Annotated in this window: 25 protein-coding genes, 1 tRNA gene and 1 pseudogene; 11 read left to right on the forward strand and 16 right to left on the reverse strand. The window is 63.6% G+C overall.

The window, feature by feature from the left end; all coding sequences use genetic code 11:
• Positions 1-104: 104 nt before the first annotated feature.
• From FJ430_RS23925 to FJ430_RS23940, 4 genes are all read right to left on the reverse strand, one after another.
• A tRNA-Gly gene (locus FJ430_RS23925) sits at positions 105-207 on the reverse strand.
• The gene (locus tag FJ430_RS23930) at positions 181-735 is read right to left on the reverse strand and encodes a terminase large subunit domain-containing protein (RefSeq protein ID WP_264296027.1); all 555 of its coding nucleotides are present in this window, start codon (positions 733-735) and stop codon (positions 181-183) included. The genes FJ430_RS23925 and FJ430_RS23930 overlap by 27 nt, the downstream gene beginning before the upstream one ends.
• A gap of 40 nt (positions 736-775) precedes the next feature.
• Positions 776-1,219 carry a hypothetical protein gene (locus FJ430_RS23935; protein ID WP_226891872.1) on the reverse strand — a complete coding sequence of 148 codons (444 nt, stop codon included), beginning with the start codon at positions 1,217-1,219 and terminating at the stop codon, positions 776-778.
• The gene (locus FJ430_RS23940) at positions 1,212-1,580 is read right to left on the reverse strand and encodes a hypothetical protein (RefSeq protein ID WP_140710140.1); all 369 of its coding nucleotides are present in this window, start codon (positions 1,578-1,580) and stop codon (positions 1,212-1,214) included. The genes FJ430_RS23935 and FJ430_RS23940 overlap by 8 nt, the downstream gene beginning before the upstream one ends.
• 346 nt (positions 1,581-1,926) lie before the next feature.
• On the opposite strand from FJ430_RS23940, the gene FJ430_RS23945 reads away from it, so the two are divergent.
• The 4 genes from FJ430_RS23945 (at position 1,927) to FJ430_RS23960 (ending at position 3,715) form a co-directional block, all read left to right on the forward strand.
• Positions 1,927-2,250 (forward strand): hypothetical protein, encoded by a 324-nt coding sequence (locus tag FJ430_RS23945; protein ID WP_140710138.1) that lies wholly within the window; start codon positions 1,927-1,929, stop codon positions 2,248-2,250.
• Positions 2,251-2,361: 111 nt separating this feature from the next.
• Positions 2,362-2,817, forward strand: a complete 456-nt coding sequence (locus FJ430_RS23950; RefSeq protein ID WP_226891873.1) for a hypothetical protein — start codon at positions 2,362-2,364, stop codon at positions 2,815-2,817.
• Between the two features lie 246 nt (positions 2,818-3,063).
• Positions 3,064-3,333, forward strand: a complete 270-nt coding sequence (locus tag FJ430_RS23955; RefSeq protein ID WP_140640957.1) for a hypothetical protein — start codon at positions 3,064-3,066, stop codon at positions 3,331-3,333.
• Positions 3,334-3,409: 76 nt separating this feature from the next.
• Positions 3,410-3,715, forward strand: coding sequence for a hypothetical protein (locus tag FJ430_RS23960; protein WP_140651970.1), 306 nt, complete (start codon positions 3,410-3,412; stop codon positions 3,713-3,715).
• A gap of 93 nt (positions 3,716-3,808) precedes the next feature.
• Here the strand turns inward: FJ430_RS23960 and FJ430_RS23965 are convergent, their stop codons facing one another.
• Together FJ430_RS23965 and FJ430_RS23970 are read right to left on the reverse strand one after the other, a co-directional pair.
• Positions 3,809-4,231: a DoxX family protein gene (locus tag FJ430_RS23965; protein WP_140710136.1), complete on the reverse strand. Its 423-nt coding sequence runs from the start codon at positions 4,229-4,231 to the stop codon at positions 3,809-3,811.
• Between the two features lie 279 nt (positions 4,232-4,510).
• Positions 4,511-5,251 carry a tryptophan 2,3-dioxygenase family protein gene (locus FJ430_RS23970; protein ID WP_140710134.1) on the reverse strand — a complete coding sequence of 247 codons (741 nt, stop codon included), beginning with the start codon at positions 5,249-5,251 and terminating at the stop codon, positions 4,511-4,513.
• Positions 5,252-5,393: 142 nt separating this feature from the next.
• Between FJ430_RS23970 and FJ430_RS23975 the strand changes: the two genes are divergently transcribed.
• On the forward strand, positions 5,394-5,861 hold the full coding sequence (locus FJ430_RS23975) for an Lrp/AsnC family transcriptional regulator (RefSeq protein WP_140710132.1): 468 nt from the start codon (positions 5,394-5,396) through the stop codon (positions 5,859-5,861).
• A 324-nt stretch (positions 5,862-6,185) separates the two neighbouring features.
• Complete coding sequence (locus FJ430_RS23980; RefSeq protein WP_181175561.1) at positions 6,186-6,761, forward strand: hypothetical protein; 576 nt, start codon at positions 6,186-6,188, stop codon at positions 6,759-6,761.
• 109 nt (positions 6,762-6,870) lie between these two features.
• On the opposite strand, the gene FJ430_RS23985 is transcribed toward FJ430_RS23980, so the two are convergent.
• From FJ430_RS23985 to FJ430_RS24010, 6 genes are all read right to left on the reverse strand, one after another.
• A complete protein-coding gene (locus FJ430_RS23985) occupies positions 6,871-8,040 on the reverse strand; it encodes an SdrD B-like domain-containing protein (RefSeq protein WP_140710130.1) in 1,170 nt (389 codons plus the stop codon).
• A complete protein-coding gene (locus FJ430_RS23990) occupies positions 8,037-8,942 on the reverse strand; it encodes an HTTM domain-containing protein (protein ID WP_181175560.1) in 906 nt (301 codons plus the stop codon). The genes FJ430_RS23985 and FJ430_RS23990 overlap by 4 nt, the downstream gene beginning before the upstream one ends.
• Positions 8,926-9,366, reverse strand: coding sequence for a hypothetical protein (locus tag FJ430_RS23995; protein ID WP_140710126.1), 441 nt, complete (start codon positions 9,364-9,366; stop codon positions 8,926-8,928). The genes FJ430_RS23990 and FJ430_RS23995 overlap by 17 nt, the downstream gene beginning before the upstream one ends.
• 530 nt (positions 9,367-9,896) lie before the next feature.
• The gene (locus tag FJ430_RS24000) at positions 9,897-10,256 is read right to left on the reverse strand and encodes an SPW repeat protein (RefSeq protein ID WP_140651981.1); all 360 of its coding nucleotides are present in this window, start codon (positions 10,254-10,256) and stop codon (positions 9,897-9,899) included.
• A gap of 143 nt (positions 10,257-10,399) precedes the next feature.
• Positions 10,400-11,491 (reverse strand): sensor histidine kinase, encoded by a 1,092-nt coding sequence (locus tag FJ430_RS24005; RefSeq protein ID WP_140710124.1) that lies wholly within the window; start codon positions 11,489-11,491, stop codon positions 10,400-10,402.
• 38 nt (positions 11,492-11,529) lie between these two features.
• Positions 11,530-11,772, reverse strand: a complete 243-nt coding sequence (locus tag FJ430_RS24010) for a hypothetical protein (protein WP_140640937.1) — start codon at positions 11,770-11,772, stop codon at positions 11,530-11,532.
• A gap of 272 nt (positions 11,773-12,044) precedes the next feature.
• On the opposite strand from FJ430_RS24010, the gene FJ430_RS24015 reads away from it, so the two are divergent.
• Entirely contained in the window at positions 12,045-12,386 is a 342-nt protein-coding gene (locus FJ430_RS24015) for a hypothetical protein (RefSeq protein WP_140710122.1), read from the forward strand.
• Positions 12,387-12,527: 141 nt separating this feature from the next.
• On the opposite strand, the gene FJ430_RS24020 is transcribed toward FJ430_RS24015, so the two are convergent.
• Entirely contained in the window at positions 12,528-12,737 is a 210-nt protein-coding gene (locus tag FJ430_RS24020) for a hypothetical protein (RefSeq protein WP_140640933.1), read from the reverse strand.
• A gap of 263 nt (positions 12,738-13,000) precedes the next feature.
• Complete coding sequence (locus FJ430_RS24025; protein WP_140640931.1) at positions 13,001-13,210, reverse strand: cold-shock protein; 210 nt, start codon at positions 13,208-13,210, stop codon at positions 13,001-13,003.
• 89 nt (positions 13,211-13,299) lie between these two features.
• Between FJ430_RS24025 and FJ430_RS24030 the strand changes: the two genes are divergently transcribed.
• A complete protein-coding gene (locus FJ430_RS24030; RefSeq protein ID WP_140710119.1) occupies positions 13,300-13,662 on the forward strand; it encodes a hypothetical protein in 363 nt (120 codons plus the stop codon).
• Between the two features lie 108 nt (positions 13,663-13,770).
• On the opposite strand, the gene FJ430_RS24035 is transcribed toward FJ430_RS24030, so the two are convergent.
• Complete coding sequence (locus FJ430_RS24035) at positions 13,771-14,184, reverse strand: HD domain-containing protein (protein ID WP_140651983.1); 414 nt, start codon at positions 14,182-14,184, stop codon at positions 13,771-13,773.
• A gap of 444 nt (positions 14,185-14,628) precedes the next feature.
• On the opposite strand from FJ430_RS24035, the gene FJ430_RS24040 reads away from it, so the two are divergent.
• Entirely contained in the window at positions 14,629-14,832 is a 204-nt protein-coding gene (locus tag FJ430_RS24040) for a CsbD family protein (RefSeq protein ID WP_140640927.1), read from the forward strand.
• Between the two features lie 59 nt (positions 14,833-14,891).
• Here the strand turns inward: FJ430_RS24040 and FJ430_RS24045 are convergent, their stop codons facing one another.
• On the reverse strand, positions 14,892-15,641 hold the full coding sequence (locus FJ430_RS24045) for a trimethylamine methyltransferase family protein (protein WP_140710117.1): 750 nt from the start codon (positions 15,639-15,641) through the stop codon (positions 14,892-14,894).
• Positions 15,642-15,685: 44 nt separating this feature from the next.
• Here FJ430_RS24045 and FJ430_RS24050 point away from each other — a divergent pair.
• A pseudogene (locus FJ430_RS24050) lies at positions 15,686-16,224 on the forward strand (Crp/Fnr family transcriptional regulator); the annotation flags it as partial.
• 206 nt (positions 16,225-16,430) lie between these two features.
• Positions 16,431-16,724, forward strand: a complete 294-nt coding sequence (locus tag FJ430_RS24055) for a hypothetical protein (protein ID WP_140640923.1) — start codon at positions 16,431-16,433, stop codon at positions 16,722-16,724.
• Positions 16,725-17,257 lie beyond the last annotated feature (533 nt).

Genomic DNA, 17,257 nt, shown 5'->3' on the forward strand with positions numbered 1-17,257 from the left:
TCTCAAAAAGGCGAAATCGTGAACAAAAGCTGTAAAACCGCCTGTAAAACGCCGAGAAAGCTAACTCCCATCATGTAGGCGCAAACCCTTGCGAAGCAAGGCGGAGCGGGTAGCGGGGATCGAACCCGCGCGTTCAGCTTGGGAAGCTGACAGTCTGGGCGACTGCCACGGAAAGTGCAGTCACCCCTTCCCAATCCTATACACCGCCTCCGCGCTCAAAAACCTGAGCACCACATCGCTCATCCCCAACAGCGGCGTGAACGTCACGATCGTTATGCCGTCGGTCGCGTTGGTGCGGGTGAGGCCCTCCGAATAAATGTCCAGCGGCGGTTCCTCGTCGAACCACACGCCGTGCAGCGTCTCGCCCTGCCATTTCTCGCGACCCTTTTCGTAACTCTTGAACGAGAGCACGCTTTCGCCGGCCTGCACGTCGCCGCCACCGCCCCAGCGCACGACGACGCTGTCCAGCGCTCCCGGCGCGCCGCGCCCCATAACCGTGTCGGCAATGGCATTGGCCGGGATCATGCCGGTGCCCCATTCTGCCTGTTGCTGCGGCGGGCCGACCAGCACGCGCTGCGGGTTGTCGCGCGTGCCTTCGCCGGTGACGCCGGCGGCCCAGAGCCTGACGGGCTGGTCGAACACCTTGCCCACCCACCAGTCCGGATAGCGGCCGGTGAGATGCATGGCCCATTCCGCGCCCCCTGCCCTGGTCTTGCCGAGCTGGTTGCCGGCCATGAACAGGCGCTCGCGGTTCGTTGCCCCTGCCGCGTGAAAATCAGCCTGCCGATTGTACGGCGCGTAGGCCTGAAGAAGATTGCGGCGACGGCGTCGGTCCATCTCCTCGAGCAGCGCCAGATAGGTTTGCATCACTGTCGAGGAGCGGCCGGAGGCTCGTTTCGAGGCTACGGATGCGGCTGCGGATCTCCTCATCGCTCCACTGCCCGAGACTGGTTTTATCGGCATCGACACTTTCGGAGAAATCCTTGGGCAGCAGCGTCAGCACGACCTTCAGATACTGCTCGGGTTTTTCGGCCCGCACCGCGGCGATGACGCCGGCGCCATGGGCGCGGAAATCGGCGCGAAGGGCTGCCGCGAAATAGTCGACGAGCGTTTTTCGCGGGCGCTTCGGGCGAGTGGCCAGAGCGGCCCCGGCTTGGGGGCCCTTCGGCTTTCGGCTTGCCCGCTTCGCGCCGGCGCGGCGCCTGCTTTCGTCAGCCATGGGTGGCCGCTTGCGATGGCGCGGCTTTCGCCGCCTTGACCTTGCGGACCTTGCGCGCTGGTTTCCTGCGTGGCCTGGCGCTGGCCTGCTTGGCGGTCCGGGCATCGGCGGCCGGCGCGGCCATTGCTTTCAGCTTCGCCGTCACCGCGCGGACGGAGGACGGGCCGAGGTCCTGGCGCGGAAAACCGAAACCGGCGACGGCCTCATCAGGGCCACCGCGAACCATGCCGATGCGCACGCCTGGCGCGACCTGCTCGACACGGCCTGAGCCGCGCGGCAGGCTCGACCCCTCGAATTCGCCGATGGCGCTGACGATCTCAGCGCCGTCATCGGCGGTGACGATGGTGGCATAGCGTGGCATCTGGGCCTCAGGCAAAAATGTTGAAAGCGCCGCAGGACAGAGAGGGCGTCCGCCAGCGCTTCGAAAGAATGGATGGCGCGAAAAACAAAAAACCCGCCGGGCGGCGGGTCGTTGGCGCAAATCAGCACCATGGACAAAATAGTAGCATAGCTGCCTTCACCGGGCAATAGCTTCTAGGTACATTTTCCTACATTCCTCAAAATCGCAGCGCGCGGCGCGCCACACCCATAAATTGAAACGCCGGGCCAGATTACAACAAATTTTGTCGGAACCAACCTTGGTCCGACGGGTTCCATCCTTAGTCGCAACGTGACGGACGACCGTCTCGCAACAGAGGAGAAAGATCATGCTTACGAAGATTCTTGCAGCTTCGGCGCTGACCATCGGCCTCGCCACGGCGGCGATGGCCCAGACCGCCGGCACCGCCGGAAATGAGGGTGGCGGCAGCGGCCAGACCATTACCGTGGAGCCGAAGACGCCGGCCAGCCCGTCGCCCGACCAAGCCGCGCCGCCCGATACCGGCACGACCGGCAGTGTCACCGGCGGCGACATGAATTCAAACGCCGACAAGAACTGCCCGAGCAGTCCGCAAGGCGCGGTGGGCGATGCCAACAACAGCACCGCCGGCACGATGCAGCCGAACGTGAACGACAAGAACTGCGGCAAGTAAGGGCATCGGGCTTGCAGCGCAGGGCCGTGGAGCACGCTCCGCGGCCGGGCGGCGCGCTCGCGGGAACAATGAGGCGTGATGGCCGTTCCAGGAGGCAAAAAGGAGAGACCGATGGCAGACAATGACACCAGCACCACCAATTCAGCCAACGGCAACGTGAAAGCCACCGCCGCGCGCAACCGTCCCGCGTCGCGTAGCAGCGCGCGTGCCACGCGTGCATCGGAAGACGCGATGAAGAAGCAGATCGCCGAGTTGAAGCGCGAGGTGAACCGTCTGAACCGCGCGCTTTCCGAACAGGCCGAGGAGGCCGCCGAGACTGCGCATGGCTGGTACCGGGGCGCGGCCGACCGCGCTTCGAACCTCTACAGCGGCGCCTCCGACCGCGCGTCGCGCGCCGCAAGCCAGTTGCGCAGCCAGGCGCATAGCGTTTCGGAAACGGTGCAGCAGAACCCCGGCACCTTCTCGACCGCGATGTTGATCGGCGGCCTGGTCGGCTTGCTGGCCGGCATGGCAATCAGCAGGAATTCCGATCCAGACCCGGACTGGCTGCATCGCTGGCACAGGTAGACATTTCCGGTCCGGCTGCACCAGCCGCGACCGTCCAAAGTAGTGAGCGCAGGCTGCTTGCGACGGCCGCGCAGAAAGGAAGGCCGGGCTATTGCGCCCGGCCCTTTCTTTCCAGGTCTTTTTCGTTTCACGGTTGTGCCTTGCCGCTCTCTTGGCCGCTCTCTTGCTGTGGCCGGTTGTCCCCCCCAGGCTGGTCATTAGCCGGAGCTTATGGGATCATTCCCCAAGGGAATCGCGGAGAGCGGCATGGACAGACCTGCCATGGCATCCGTCTTTCGGATGCGGCATGTACCTGCAAGCATTTCGGGCGTTCGCAGCCTTGGCCGAGGCCAGGCCGATCCGATCTTCCATTCGAGACCACTCGGCGAAGCGATCCGCTTCATCGCCCAGGCCGAGGGCCAATACGACCTCAGCGCCGTCGCCGTCTTCTATGGCGACCGCCAGACGCCGCCGCTCGGCAACCGCGAGATCAGGCAGCTCTGGAGCGAATATGGCGAGCGGTGGATGGAGGCCTGAACCGCGCCGGCTTTCCCCGTCCGGATCGGAAACGCCCCTCATGCGTTCTTGAGGCGAGGTCAATGGGAGGAACGCCATGAACGTCGCCAATCTTCAGCTCGAGGGCCTGCTGATGGCTGTCGCCGCAATCAACCATGTGCTCGTCAAGAAAGGCGTGCTCAGCGTCGAGGAGATCGACATCGCGCTGCGCAAGGCCGAAGCCGGCGAGACCGGCGAGGAGCGCTCGGAAGCGATCTCGGCATCGAACCGCGACGCCATCAATTTCCCGATCCGCCTGCTCGAACTCGCCAACCAGTGCCAGCCGGAAGCGGACATGCCGTCCTTCTCCAAGCTGGCCCGCATGGTCGGGCAGATGAAGGAGCCGTATAACGACCAGATGTGAGGCGATGGGAGGGCGCCTTGCCCGGAAATGCAGGCGCCGTCCCTCATCCGCCCTTCGGGCACCTTCTCCCCGTAGAACGGGGACAAGGAAGGGTCATGCCCGGCCCGGCCAGCCCTGCTTGAGCGCGAGCACGCTGCCCGGGCCGTGGACCGCGGCGTAGAGCAGGCCGGCGGCGAATGGGAAATGCGACATGAAGGCGCCGAACTCGGCCTGGTCCGCCGTCCAGTGTGACGGGCCGTGAAAGGCAAAGCCGAGGAAGACGACATAAATCGCGCCGATCAGCGCCAGCGGCGTCATGAAGGCGCCGGTCAGGAAGGCGATCACCAGCAGCGTTTCAAGGATCGCCGCGCACCAGGCGAGGAACAGGGGGAACGGGAAGCCGGCGGCGGCGATGTAGCCGGCCGTGGCGCCCATATCCATCAGCTTGAAGGCGACGCCCATGGCGAACATGGCGGCGAAAATCAGGCGGGCGACGAGAATGGCGGCGGTCTGCCAGGTCGATTGCGTTTCCACGATGTTCCTCCGGGTTTGTCTGTTGATGCCCCAAGGACGGGCGGAGGGAGATGGTTCCGACAGGGATGGGGAAAATTGTTTGGAGCGCCCGCTTCCTCGCCCCTGCCGCAGGCGGGGAGAGGCGGCGCGGCGAAGCCGCGACGGAGAGGGGGCTGCGCCGGCGGCCGCAGCATGAACGCCACGCGACGAGCCCTTCCCGCCAACTCTGCGCTCTATGAAGGCCCCTCTCCGGCCACTACGCGGCCACCTCTCCCCCGCTTCGCGCGGGGCGAGGAAAAAGGCTCAGCCCGGATGGCTGATCGATTCCCGCACGGTGCCGTATTCGGCGCCCCAGCGATCGGTCATGTCGCAGCGTATGTCCCACAGATCGGGGAAGAAGCGGTGGCGGGCGCCGCCTTCGAGGATTTCCACCGGCCGGCCCTTCAGCGACTTCGCGCCGAGCCCGATCGAGCGGTGGATCAGATAGAGGTGATTGGCGCGGAATTTCTGGAACAGCTCGTCGAATTCGATCAGCGCCTCGGCCACGACGTAAGCATCGCCGTGGTGGTAATGCTCGTCATAGATGTCCTGCACGGTCAGCCCGCGGCCATCGAGATAGGTATGTTTGAAGGCCCGCCAAAGATCCGGCGGCAGGCGCAGCAAAAGCTTGAAGCCCGGCGATTCCTGGCCGCTGCCATTGCCGAGCTGCAGGCGGATCTGCTGGTACTCCTTGGGCGACATGGTCTCCAGGAGATCGAGCTGCGCCGTCATCATGCGCATCAGCCGGTGGACGCGGCCCATCAGCGTGACGATGCGGTGCGTGTCCTGCCTCTCCAGATAGTCGAGGACATCGACCAGTGTGTAGGCGATGAGCTTCATCCACAATTCCTCGACCTGGTGCACTACCTGGAACTGCAACTCGTCTGCGTTGACCATGTCGGCAAGCGGCTTCTGGCAGGCGAGCAGCTTGTCGCATTGCAGATAGACGCCGTAGTCGCGCATCTCGGGCGCCTCGATGCGGGCGTGGTAGTCGGATTTGTCCATGGCGCAGCCTCCTCGCAGGCGGGGTTTTCGACCGTGCGGCAAGGATAGCGCTTTGTGCTTGAACATTGTTCCTTTCTGTTATCCAAATGGCGTGAAATGAAGGACAATTTTACATCATTCTTGCCATATCGGAGAACGATCGATGTTGGATGCTCTCGACCGCAGAATAGTGGCAGCCCTGGAGCGCGACGCGCGCATCTCCTTCGGCGAGCTCGCCGAAGAGGTCGGCCTGAGCAAGACGCCGTGCTGGAAACGGGTGAAGGCACTGGAAGAGGCCGGCGTCATCCGCGGCTATTCCACCCGTGTCGATCCCGCTTCGATCGGCTTCGGCATCGAGGCCTTCATCCAGGTGTCGATCGACTTCGAAGTGTCGGACGCCTTCGAGGCGGCAGTGAGGAAACACCCGCTGATCCGCCGCTGCTACGCCACGACCGGCGAGGCCGACTATCTCCTGCAGATCGTTACCGTCGACATGAGGGCGCTGGACAGGATGCTGCGCGAGGAGCTCAGCCGGCTGCCTGGCGTTCGCCGCACCGTCACCTCGATGGCGATGCGCGAGATCAAGGGCGACATCTCGTTCGCCGAGGCGGCGGCGCGTGCGTCGCTTTAGGAGCTGCAAGGTGATTTGAAGCCTCGGCGGGCCCTCCCCAAACCGAACCGCGGATGCCAGCCGCACGGGCACCGCGCCGGACCCTGACTTTTTCTGGCATGGTCGAAGAACGCGCGCCGAACCGGTCTATAAGTCGGGATCGGGGGTATGCGGGTGGCTGATATCATCTCAAGCAGAATCGGGGCGGAGCCTGTCTTGTCGGCTGGGCGTCCGCGGTTTTTCACATCGGCGGCGAATGCCGACATCGCGCGCCCCATCTTCCCACAACTCAAAAGCAATTCGGCAGCGGTGCTGCTCGCATCGACCATGCTGCTGGCGACGGCCATGGCAACCCACGCCGCGTCGGTCCTGTCGGAGCCGCGGGACGGAGTCCACCGGTCGATGGACCCGGCTGCGCTCATCCAGGACGCCAACCGCGCTCTTCTGGCTCAGGCCACAGGGGGCAACGGCGGGAATGGGGGGAATGGCGGCTCCGGCGGAAATGGCGGCGACGGCGGGAATGGCGGCAACGGTGGCAACGGTGGCGCCGGCAACGGCGGCTCCGGCGGGAATGGCGGCGATGGCGGCAACGGTGGCGCCGGAAATGGCGGCTCCGGCGGGAATGGTGGCGACGGCGGCAACGGTGGCGCCGGCAATGGCGGCTCCGGCGGGAATGGCGGCGACGGCGGCAACGGTGGCGTCGGCAACGGCGGCTCCACCGGGAATGGCGGCAACGGTGGCGCCGGCAATGGCGGAACCGGCGGCAATGGCGGCGACGGCGGCAACGGTGGCACCGGCAATGGTGGAACCGGCGGCAATGGCAGTTCGGGCGGCGGTGGCGGCACCGGCCACCACAACACCGGTTCCGGCCATTCCGGCAATGTCGGTTCCTGCGGCGCTTCCTGGCGATCGTCTTGCTGACGCGGCTTGACCTTGAGGCGCGTCGCGCCGAAGCGGATCAAACGAACCTGGATCAAGTCTTTGTTTGCGCGCGGACGGAAAACCGCTGCGCAGTTTTCCTGGGATTGCTCTACGGACCGGTGCGGTAGGCGAAGTTGTCCATCGCGGCCTGCCAGGAATGCAGCGTCCGGATCTCGAGCCGCGTGATGCGCGTGTAGTCGGCCGCGAAATAGACTGGGCCGCTCGCGGACAGCACAAGCTGATCCTCATAGGCCGGCTGGTCGCCCCGCCAGGCCTTGAGAACAAGCGTCTCGCCCTCGGCGTCGTTCCAGCCGACGCCGAAATAGGCGCCCGTGAAATCGAACGGCTTGTCGCTGAACACCTGCCCGGGGTGGCCTGAGCTGTTATAGGCGATGAATTCGCCGGACATCGTCGTGTTGATGTAACCCGGGCCGTCGGTGAATCGCTGGTGCATGGCAACGAGATTGTACCAGTCGAGCCCGCCATAGCCGGACGGAATTTCGAACACGCCCGACGTCGTCATAAGGTCGTCGAAGCCGACGACGTGCTGTCGGGGCAGCGGCCCCTCGGCGGACCCGCCCTTGCCCGAAAACGCGGACAGCACGACAGGCGCCTCGCCGACCATGATTTTGCGCCGTTCGGTCGCCCCGTCGGCCGAAACCTCGACCAGCCATTCGCCTGATGTCACGGGCGCGCTGAAGCGCCCATCCGGATCGACCTTGGCGGCGACGCCTGCCCCGTCAGGCCCGGTGAGGGAAATTCGCGCCCCCGGAGCGGCTACGCCGCTGACCGTCAGGTCCGCGGCAAGGCCGACCGGATGCGTCGTGCGCTGCGCGATCATGTCGCCCGGCGAGCCGGGAGAAGCCGCATAATCGCTTTCCTGGGACGCGTTTGCGGTGGTGACGGAAAAGCCCGGCGGAGGCACGACCCGGAACGAATAATGCCCGGGATCGACAACCTCGAGTTTGCGCTGGAGAACCGACATCCGGAAGTTGGCAAAGCCGCTGACATTGGTCCATCGCATGATGGTGTCGCCATTCGGCTTGCCGAGCTCGACGGCCACATGCGACATCGGCCGGTCGCCGAGATCGTAGATCCCGTTCCTGTTGCGGTCGCGGAACACCAGGATCGATGTGTTCATCTGGCCGCCGTTGAAGGCGTCCCACGCGCGCCTGGGATAATAGTCCGCCGCGCTGCCGGCACGCGCCGAGCCCCAGACCATGGCCAGGCCGGTGGCCGCGACGACGACGGCGCCCGGGAACGACAAACCACGCTTCACGAAATTTCCCCTCTGGCATTCGGTGTCGGTCCGATCCCCTGGAGCCGCGCGATGATCCTGTCCACGGCATCCGCATCGAAATAGGCAAGATAGAGCAACGCCATGGTCGCGCTGAACGTATAGACCGGCAGCGTCAGATAGATGATGGCGTGAAAGGCCAGGCCCGGCAGGACCAGATAGCGCCTCGTCGCACGGAACGGCAGGCCGAAGGCAAGGCCATATTCGAGCGCGACCACGCCGAAGGATACGATCGTGGCGGGCAAGGCAAGGCCGGCCGGGTAATCCGAACCCGCATAGAACCAGAGGAAGATCTGCTCGATCCGCGCGCCGCTCAGAAAGGCATGGTTCGACTTGTCGAAGGCGGCGAAGAAATAGAGCACCGACAGCTGCACCACGATCAGCCGCAGCCCCCACAGATTGCCGCGCTCCGCCGGCGGCGCAATGCCCCTGCGCTCGGCGTGCGCCACCGCCAGGTAGCGGTCCAGCGAATAGGAGCGGCCGCATGGGGTGAGCGCGACCAGAAGTGCCGCGACGGCGAGCAGATAGGTATGGTGGTGAGTCCAGGGCTCGCGCCCAAGCTGGTGGCCGAAATAATAATACATCACCAGCCCGACCGACCCGGCCCAGACAGCGGCGGCGCGGCTCTGATAGCCAACGAACAGCAGCGTCGTCGCGACGAAGAAGTTGGCTGCCAGAAACAGGCCGATCGCCGACTGGTCCCTGTAGAGCAGCAATTCGCCGGCCCAGCGCGACCAGAACAGCATCGCCAGGCCGATGCGGATCAATGCGGACGAGCGCGACGATCCCTCCGTACCGACCGCCCAGCCGACGAAGCGCGCCGCCACGGCGTGCGCCGAACGCCAGCTCATCCAATCGGTGATCGCGTCAGCCGGCGCAGGCATTTTCGGCATCGGTATGGATTATCTGCCAGCCGCTGCGCGTGCCCAGCCGGGCGCGGACGCGGATGTCGGCGCCCTGCCCGGCGGCCGTGCAGAGCCGCTTGACGACGGATGCCAGTTCCTCGCGGCTTGCGATCCGCTTCAGCCTGCCGCCGCGAGGAGCGCCGAGCATCTCGAAACGGTCGAGCGGGATGAGCGCGCCGTCCGGCCGGCGGATTTCGAAGGAAGCGTCGATGATGCCCAGCCCGATCGCGCTGAACATGGTCCAGGAGCGCAGCCATGGCGTCTGCACCCCGAAGATTTGCTCCGCGGCCGGACCGGCGATCATGAACGCGGTGATCGCCGTGAAGGCGGCCAGCCGCAAGCGTCCCGCCGACAGCCGTCCGGCAGGCTCCGCGCCTGTTCTGATCGAGATGATGTCCGCCACCCGCGCACCCCCGTCGTGATCATAGACCGGATCAACGCCGTTCCGCGACCAGCCCAGAAAAAGTCAGGGCGCGGCGCGCGGGCGCCCGACCGTGCCTCGACGGCGCGAGGCGGGATCAAGGGCAAGATCTTTGCGGAGGCTGCGGGTGCTCCCGAGCGGATGAGTGCTGGAGCGGACAACGTGGATGTCGGCGGGACAGCGGGCGCGAAGGATCGCGGCCCTAGGATTTTGCCGCGGGATCTTCGCTGGCGAACAAAGGCATAGCGTCAGCCGCCCGCGCCACCTTTTCCTTCTCCGCGTCGGCCTTTCGCTTCGGGCATTCCTCGAAATCATGATCGCGGCCGCCGCAATAGGAGCAGCATTTGGCGGGGGTGTCGGGGTTGAGCATCGAGACCATTCCCAAGAATGCACCAAAAGGTTCCCGCTTGCAGCAATTGCGTGAACGCCGCAATCACCGTCCAGCCCGATGCCCCGATACCGCAATACCAGGGGCTCGCCGCTTGCGCGGCGGGCTCCCGCTCAGTCACCGCTCACGCATGCGCGTGGGGATGACGGAAGTCCCAGACGGCCCAGGCCGATGCCGCGACCACCAGCACGCCGAGCACGACGTGCGTGGCCATGACATGCGTGTCGGCCGCAAAGCCCAGCAGCCAGGGCGACACGATCAGCCAGAGCCCGAGGACGACGTTTACCCATTCCTCCCATTCGGCGAACACCGAAAGCGTCGCCAGCGCCAGCGCGCCGAGCAGAACGCCGACTATCCAGGCGTTCCACGCGGGCACCATCGCCGCGGTGAATCCGATGACCCAGGGTGAGATGAACAGGCAAATCGCGAGGACCAGAGTGATCCAGTCCTGGCTCCTTCTTGCTTCCATCAGTTTGCTTGCCATGACAACCTCCATGGATGAAGCTTGACCAAAGCAATTGCATTCGCGTGGACATCGCACGCTTAGCCATTGATGTAATTACGCTTCTATGAAGCTGCAAGGTGCCGACCGGGTGGGCAGCCCCGCGCGCCAGGGGGCGCAGCCTCTCAGAGGCTGAAGTCGGTTTCGTCCTCCGCCCCCAGCTGCGGCACGACGATTGCCTCGAGCGGCGCGTCGAGCTCCCACTTGACGCTGCCGGGAGCGCGTTCGAGGCTTGAGGAACCGCTCAGCGACTGCGGCGCCACCCGCTGCAGCACCACCGTGCCGAAACCCTTGCGGTCGGCGAAACCCTTGCGGTCGCTGAAACCCTTGCGGTCGGCCGCGTTCCGCCCGGCTTCGCTTGCTGTCGCCCCGGACGTCTCGTGCCACAGAAGATGAAAGCGCCGCTGCGCCTCGGGGCCGGCCTCGACCTTCCAGGTGATTTCGACGCGGCCGCCCTCGGCCGCCAGCGCGCCGTATTTGGCCGAGTTGGTGCCGAGCTCATGGAAGGCCATGCCGAGATTCTGCACCGCATTGGACTGCAGCGTAAGCAGCGGCCCGGAAAGCGAGATGCGCTCTTCGTGGCCGAAGGGCTTCAAATGCTCCTGGATCAGGTCGAAAAGGCTGGCGCCGGCCCATTCCGAGGTGACAAGCAAATCGTGCGAGCGCGACAGCGCCATGATGCGCGAGCGGATCATCTGCTCGAACTCGACAGGATCGGTCGAGCGCTTGCTGGTTTCCCTGACCATCGACAGGATCACCGCGAACTGGTTCTTTACCCGATGGTTGACTTCGCGCATCAGAAGCCGGATGCGGCGCTCGCTTTCCTTGGCGGCGGTGATGTCGCGGGCGATTTTCGATGCGCCGACGATGTCGCCGGCACTGTTCTTGATCGGCGAGATGGTCAGCGAAACGGCAACCAGCGATCCGTCCTTGCGCCTTCGGGTGGTCTCGAAGCTAGGGATGCGCTCACCCCCGCGGATCCGAGCGATGATCTCGCTCTCCTCGTTCTGCATATGATCGGGGATCAGCATCAGGATCGACTGGCCGATGGCCTCTTCAGCGCTGTAGCCGAAGACGCGCTCAGCCGCCTGGTTCCAATCGGTGATGATGCTGTTCAGATCCTTGCCGATGATGGCGTCGTAGGAAGAATCGACGATGGCCGCCAGGCGTGCGTCAGCGCTTGCGTCCTGGCGGATAATCCCCCCGATTTTTGTCATATGCTGAAGGTAGCGCCGGACTGCATAAAGGCAACATCCTAATCGGCCGAGTTCTCGGCGTCGCCGTGCGCTTTCGCCGGTCGCACGACGCCGAAATCCTGCGACTTGATCCCGATTTCCGCCATCAGAAACCCTTCCGAGGCGAGGCCGCGGCGCAAAAGCTCCCGCACCGCCGCGGAGCGGCTGGGCATGCGCTTTTCAAAGCGCCAGTTCTCCAGAGCCGCGAGTTCTTCGTCATTGAGCATGATCTGCAAACGCTGCGGACGCTCAAGTTCAGCCACGTGTGCCTCCCTTTAAAGGCTACAAATGCCACGAGTTAGTATATGTCTTATTTTGCAATTAACTAGGTTACGTCCAATGAAACGTCAAGGTCGCTCTGTGAGTCAAAACCGCAACAGACCAACGATGCCAACGATGCGTCTACCAAGCACTACGTGCTCTATCATAACTGACTGATATCATTTCTATTTTTTAATTTCCACTTGCCATTCCAGGGCCAGGGGAGCATCATCGAATCAAAGGGACAAACCGTCCGTGAAAGGGAGGGTTTTCCATGCGGATGAGATACACAAACAAGCTGAGAGACGACGCCCACAGCCGGGTACAGACCGCCCTGTGGGCTCACGGAGTCGTGAATCTGGTCTTGGTGGCTGAGGAGATAAGGCTCCTAAATCTCGCCGAAAACATCGCCCGCGAGGACATCGAGGAGTTGGTTCTGCAAGTCGCGCAACTCTATGGGGCGATCGTGGAATTCGATGAACAGGCGCTTACCGCGCTCGACCTGCCCGATGCCAGCGGCCGCGACAATCGCAACGATCTGGAAAAGGCGCTCAGCGAGCGATCCTTGCCGGACGGGTCCATGGAACACCTGCTTCAGGTGGATCGGGGCGCATAAAAGCCTCGCCCTCCCCCCATCAGTCGCGTCATGCGATTGGCGAACTTGGGGTCGAGGCCGCTGCGTTCAACCAATCGAGGCGCCCTGGAAACTTCCTCCTGCCTGCTCTCGCAGTATGACCTGCCGGCCAGCCTTTGCTGGCTAGCGCTTGCGGGCTGGTTTCTTCGGCGCGACGGGAGGTGCGTCGGCCTCTTGCGCCAGCCTGGCTTCGCGCAACCGCTTTGTCTTGGCAGCCCGGGCAGCCGCTTCCAGGTCCTGTATCTGTCGCGCGACGCGGGACGTCGTGTCGGTCTTGGCTTCCGTGCGGGATGGGACCGGCTTGAACAGGCCGGTATCCGGTAGCGACTTCATTGTTTTCTCCTTGTTTCACGCAATTCCGTACGAAAAAGCGCGTCACACTTTTCCAGGAATTGCCTAAAGGGCGTCGCGTCGAAACGGATTCACGCGACGCGCTTTAGGTCGTTGCTTGATGCATGTCGTTGTCGCAAAACCGAGGTCACTTTTGCGCTACATGCATTAGAACAAAAAAGGCCGGGCACAGCCCGACCTTCTCCAACGCGCGTGTGCGGCCGATGCCAGTACATCCGTGGTCAAAGGACCCCGAGGCGCTGTGATCAGGCGGCTTGCAGATTGTCTGCCGAGCTCTTGCCGTTGCGAGCATCCTTCACGATGTCGAAGCTGACCTTCTGGCCCTCGACCAGAGAGCGCAGTCCTGCGCGCTCCACGGCTGAAATATGGACGAACACGTCCGGCTGGCCGCCGCCCTGCTCGATAAAGCCGAAACCCTTGGTGGCATTGAAGAACTTCACCGTTCCAGTAGTCATTGCGATCTCCTTACAAATCGACGCAAAATTATACGCGCCCGACAATCGCCGAGCGACGCTATCTTCGAAATTGAGAGGGAAGATCGTAAGTGCGCCATTTAGCGCGAAAACAACGTTCTTTCAGCAAGATCGATCTTCCATACATAGCGCTAAATTTCCTGATCGACAAGGCTTTTCAAAATAATACTTCCGAAGATGGTGTTGCGATCGAGAGCCAACCAGCTGAGGGCAACGAGCCAGCCGACAAGGCGTTGGACCTTGGAAGAGAAAGGGCAACGGCGGACGACGACCCGATCTGGAATGAGAACCACCTACCCTTGGACGAGTTCGTGCAGCGGCTGGTGAGCGAAACGGAAATAGGCGAAGCGCAGGCGCTCGACCTCATCTATCTGGTCGGCTTGAACTGGAACTCGCTTATTCGCGAGGCCAAGGCGATCGCATCGCAGTCTTAAAGCGCGTCGCGCTGAAGCGGATTCAGGCGACGCGCTTTAAGCCTTTGTTTTGCTGCATGTCGTTGTCCCAGAACCGCTGCACACTTCTGGGCGACATGCATTAAAGGTTCAGCCCCTTGCATCCAGACGATCAAGGATGGTCAGGCCGGTCTCGTATCTCTCCGCCGGAGCACCCGCCTGGTGAGCCTGCCAAAGATTGTCCTTGAGATCCGCCTCCTTTACCGGCCGCGCCAGTTCATTGGAGACGGCGCGGCAGATGAAGCCCTCTTCGCTCTCGTCCAGACGCCTCGTCAGCGCATCGACGGCAGCCACGACCACGAATCCAAAACCCGCCGACTGTAGCCGGTCGAGCGTCCAGCCCTCGCCCTTCTCAATGACGTCATGCAGGTAAGCGACGGTCTTTTCGTCAAGCGTTTCGACGGCATCGGCTACGCGTCGCAAGTGTTCGATATAGGGCCGGCCGGTCTTGTCCGTTTGTCCGCGATGGGCCTCTTCAGCGATCCTTGCTGCTTCGTGGAGCATGGTCTTCCAATCTCGTCACAATAAAGCCCGTCCCGGCGAGGGACGGCCGAGGCGGGCTTGCTCGGGCCTGAGCCCCGGGTGGCGCGCTTTTCGCGGGGGAAGCGGGCTGCGCGCCATCCTGCATTCAAGAACATCGGCGCCAGGCGAATGTTCCGCTGCTCGCGGATTTTTAAGAACGGTCAGGCCATCTGTGGCACCCCTTCGAAGCGGCGCCTAAAAAGAAGCCCGGACCAGGAGCCGGGCAAGAGAAGTCTTGGGAACATGCTGACCGGAGGGGCCTGGTTCAGCGCTTGCCAGTTTGCCGGTTCAATATGACCGCCAGATGAAACCTCCTTCGGCCATGTCGTTGGGCTCGGTGCAGGATCTCGACGCAGAAAAGCTTTTCGGCAGGAACCTCGCGACGGCGTTGCCGTTAGCCTTCCGTGTCCAACAGGAGGTCCGGCAATGGATTGGAACCGCGTCGAAGGCAATTGGAAGCAGATGAAGGGCAAGGTCAAGGAACAGTGGGGCAAGCTCACCGACGACGACCTCGACCGCATTGCGGGAAAGCGCGACCAGCTCGAAGGCAAGATCCAGGAACGCTACGGCCTGGAGAAGGATCGCGTGCGCCGCGACATCGACGACTGGTATAACATGCAGCGCTGGTAGCAGCCGGCTTCCCGAAAACGAAGGCGTTGCCTCGCGGCAGCGCCTTTTCCTTTGGCTGGTCAGGCGAGCTCGATACGGTCGCGTAGCTCCGTCTCGATTCCTCGCTCGAGCGGCGCGGGCGGTTCTACCGTCCGGCCAAGGCGGAGTCCCGCCAGCGCCGCGGCGCCGCGGCGGAATTTTTCGCGCGACACCGTGCGGCCCTGTTCCAGCCAGCCCGCGGCGTGCAGGATGAAATGGGCGCCCGAGGACAGCGCGGCCGAAAGCATCCTGCCCCCTTCCGCGCCGGATTGCGCATCGTCGACCTTGGCCGAGGTGACGGCGCCGTCGCCCCGCGCCGGCACGCCGAGCCGCCTGCCCAGTTCCGCGGCGTAGAACTGGACGAGCTGCGAAGCCGGGTCGCCGAAGTTGGGCTGCATCCGGCGCATGTCGAACGGATAGGCGAGGAAGCCCATCACCACCGGCGCGCCCGGGCGCCAGAGCTGTGCCAACGCTAGCCCGGCCAGCACCTCGGCGTAGCCCTGGATCAGCGCGCCGGCCACGGTGACGGGCGCCGTCGCGCCCATCATCATACAGGACGAGACCATGCTCGCCTCGCCCTTCAGCGCGATCGCCCGCAGGCACTTCAACGGATTCGGCCAATAGGTGAGCGGCGGCGTGGCCTTGATGAGGTGGACAAGATTGCATTCGCCGGGGAGCGCCGGCCGGCCGATCGCGGCTGCGGTCAGGTCGATCACCGCCTCGGCGGCCGCCGGCGAAGCGATGCTGCCCATGAACGGCTTGTCGGAATGGGTGAGATGCGCAAGCAGCATCTCCAGCGGCCGCCGGTCCTCGGCGACGTCCTCGCTGCCCGCTAAAGGTGCTTGCCGATGGCGGCCGGCAATTCACCTCGCTGCAGGTTCCTGGCGATTCGTCGACCTCTATGCCTTCCTGTTGAAGACCATGGATCATGGCGTCATCGCGCTCTCGCCCTGCCGCGTCATCCTGGCAGATCATTCGAAGCTGCGCAGCATCACCGAGCGGGCGCCGCACCTGACGCGGCTGTTGTGGCTCGACACGCTGATCGACGGCGCCATCCACCGCGAGTGGATCGTCGCCATGGGGCGGCGCTCGAAAGTCTCGCATCTGGCGCATCTGTTCTGCGAGCTGTTCGTCAGGCTGCAGGTGGTCAAGCGCACCAACGGCATGAGCTTCCATCTGCCCGTTTCGCAAGCCGAGCTCTCCGATGTGCTCGGCCTGTCGGTGGTGCATATAAACCGCGTCATCAGCGCGCTGCGCAACAGCGGCGTGATCGCCTGGGCGAACCATACGGTGACGATCCTCGACTGGCAGAAGCTCCAGCAGATCGCCGAGTTCGACCCGACCTATCTCTCGATGACGAGAGAGCCGCGTTAGCCGGAACTCACGGGTCAAATCCTCACGGTCTTCTTCGTCAATCGGTGAAAACTGCGAACAATCTGCCCGGACCGCCGTGCGCCAGGCAGGCGATGGGAATGATACTCGATTGCCTTGCTTGTTTTTCGTCCGCTAGCTGGAACTATTTCGCGTCAAGAACGCTATCTCGATGCGGATTTTCTAAATTAGGCAGGGAGACGCGTACCATGAAAACCAAAGTGATCTTGATGAGTGCGTTCGCGATTTCGGTCATGACATGCTCGGCATTTGCCGGCGCGAACACCGGAACGTCCGCGCTGGACGATCCCCAGAAAATGTCGCCCTTCTTCACCGATGCTGGCATGAAAACCATGAGGCCGGGCGATGAGTTCAAGAAAGCCTGGATGGCGCTTACCGAAGAGGATCGCGCGTCCATGAAGAAAGACTGCGCAGACGAGACGATCGCGAAGTCCCACGATGAATTCTGCAAGGCGACCAGGGACCTCGCCGGCAATAACTGAGCGCCCGTCTCAGAAGAGCGCTGGACGCCCGCACCGGAGCGAGCGTCTGGCACTTGCTGTACTGAAAGAGCGGCCGGGGGCTGTGCCTGCAGCGATGTTGCGACCTAGTCGCTGCAATTCGTGACGAATTAGCCGCCTCTCATATCAAATGGACTTTCAACGCCTCGCGTTGCCGCTCAAACTCGCATGGCTGCGGGGACCCGGCGCAATGAGGGCCTATCGCGTCTAGGAATTGGACGGCGAGACCGTCCTTGCAAGCCACGCCGTCGAGGCGATGGCGCCGTTCGAGGCTGCTCGAAAGGCGCTCGGGGTCGAGGTCACGCTGCGCGGCGACGCTGCGGCGCCGACGCAAATGCGGGCTGGCCAAACAAATGTTGATGATGACCGTGTGGCCGCGATCCCAAGGTGGCGGTCCCGGTGGAACCGACGTCATGTCCGCCGGTTACATCATGCCTTCATTAGCCGGTGCTCATTTTATGCGGAAAAGCCTCACCCAGCCTCTTGCGCAGCCCGTCGCCCCGACGGCCGCTTCT

The sequence above is a fragment of the Mesorhizobium sp. B2-8-5 genome (assembly GCF_006440675.2).
Lineage (GTDB): Bacteria > Pseudomonadota > Alphaproteobacteria > Rhizobiales > Rhizobiaceae > Mesorhizobium.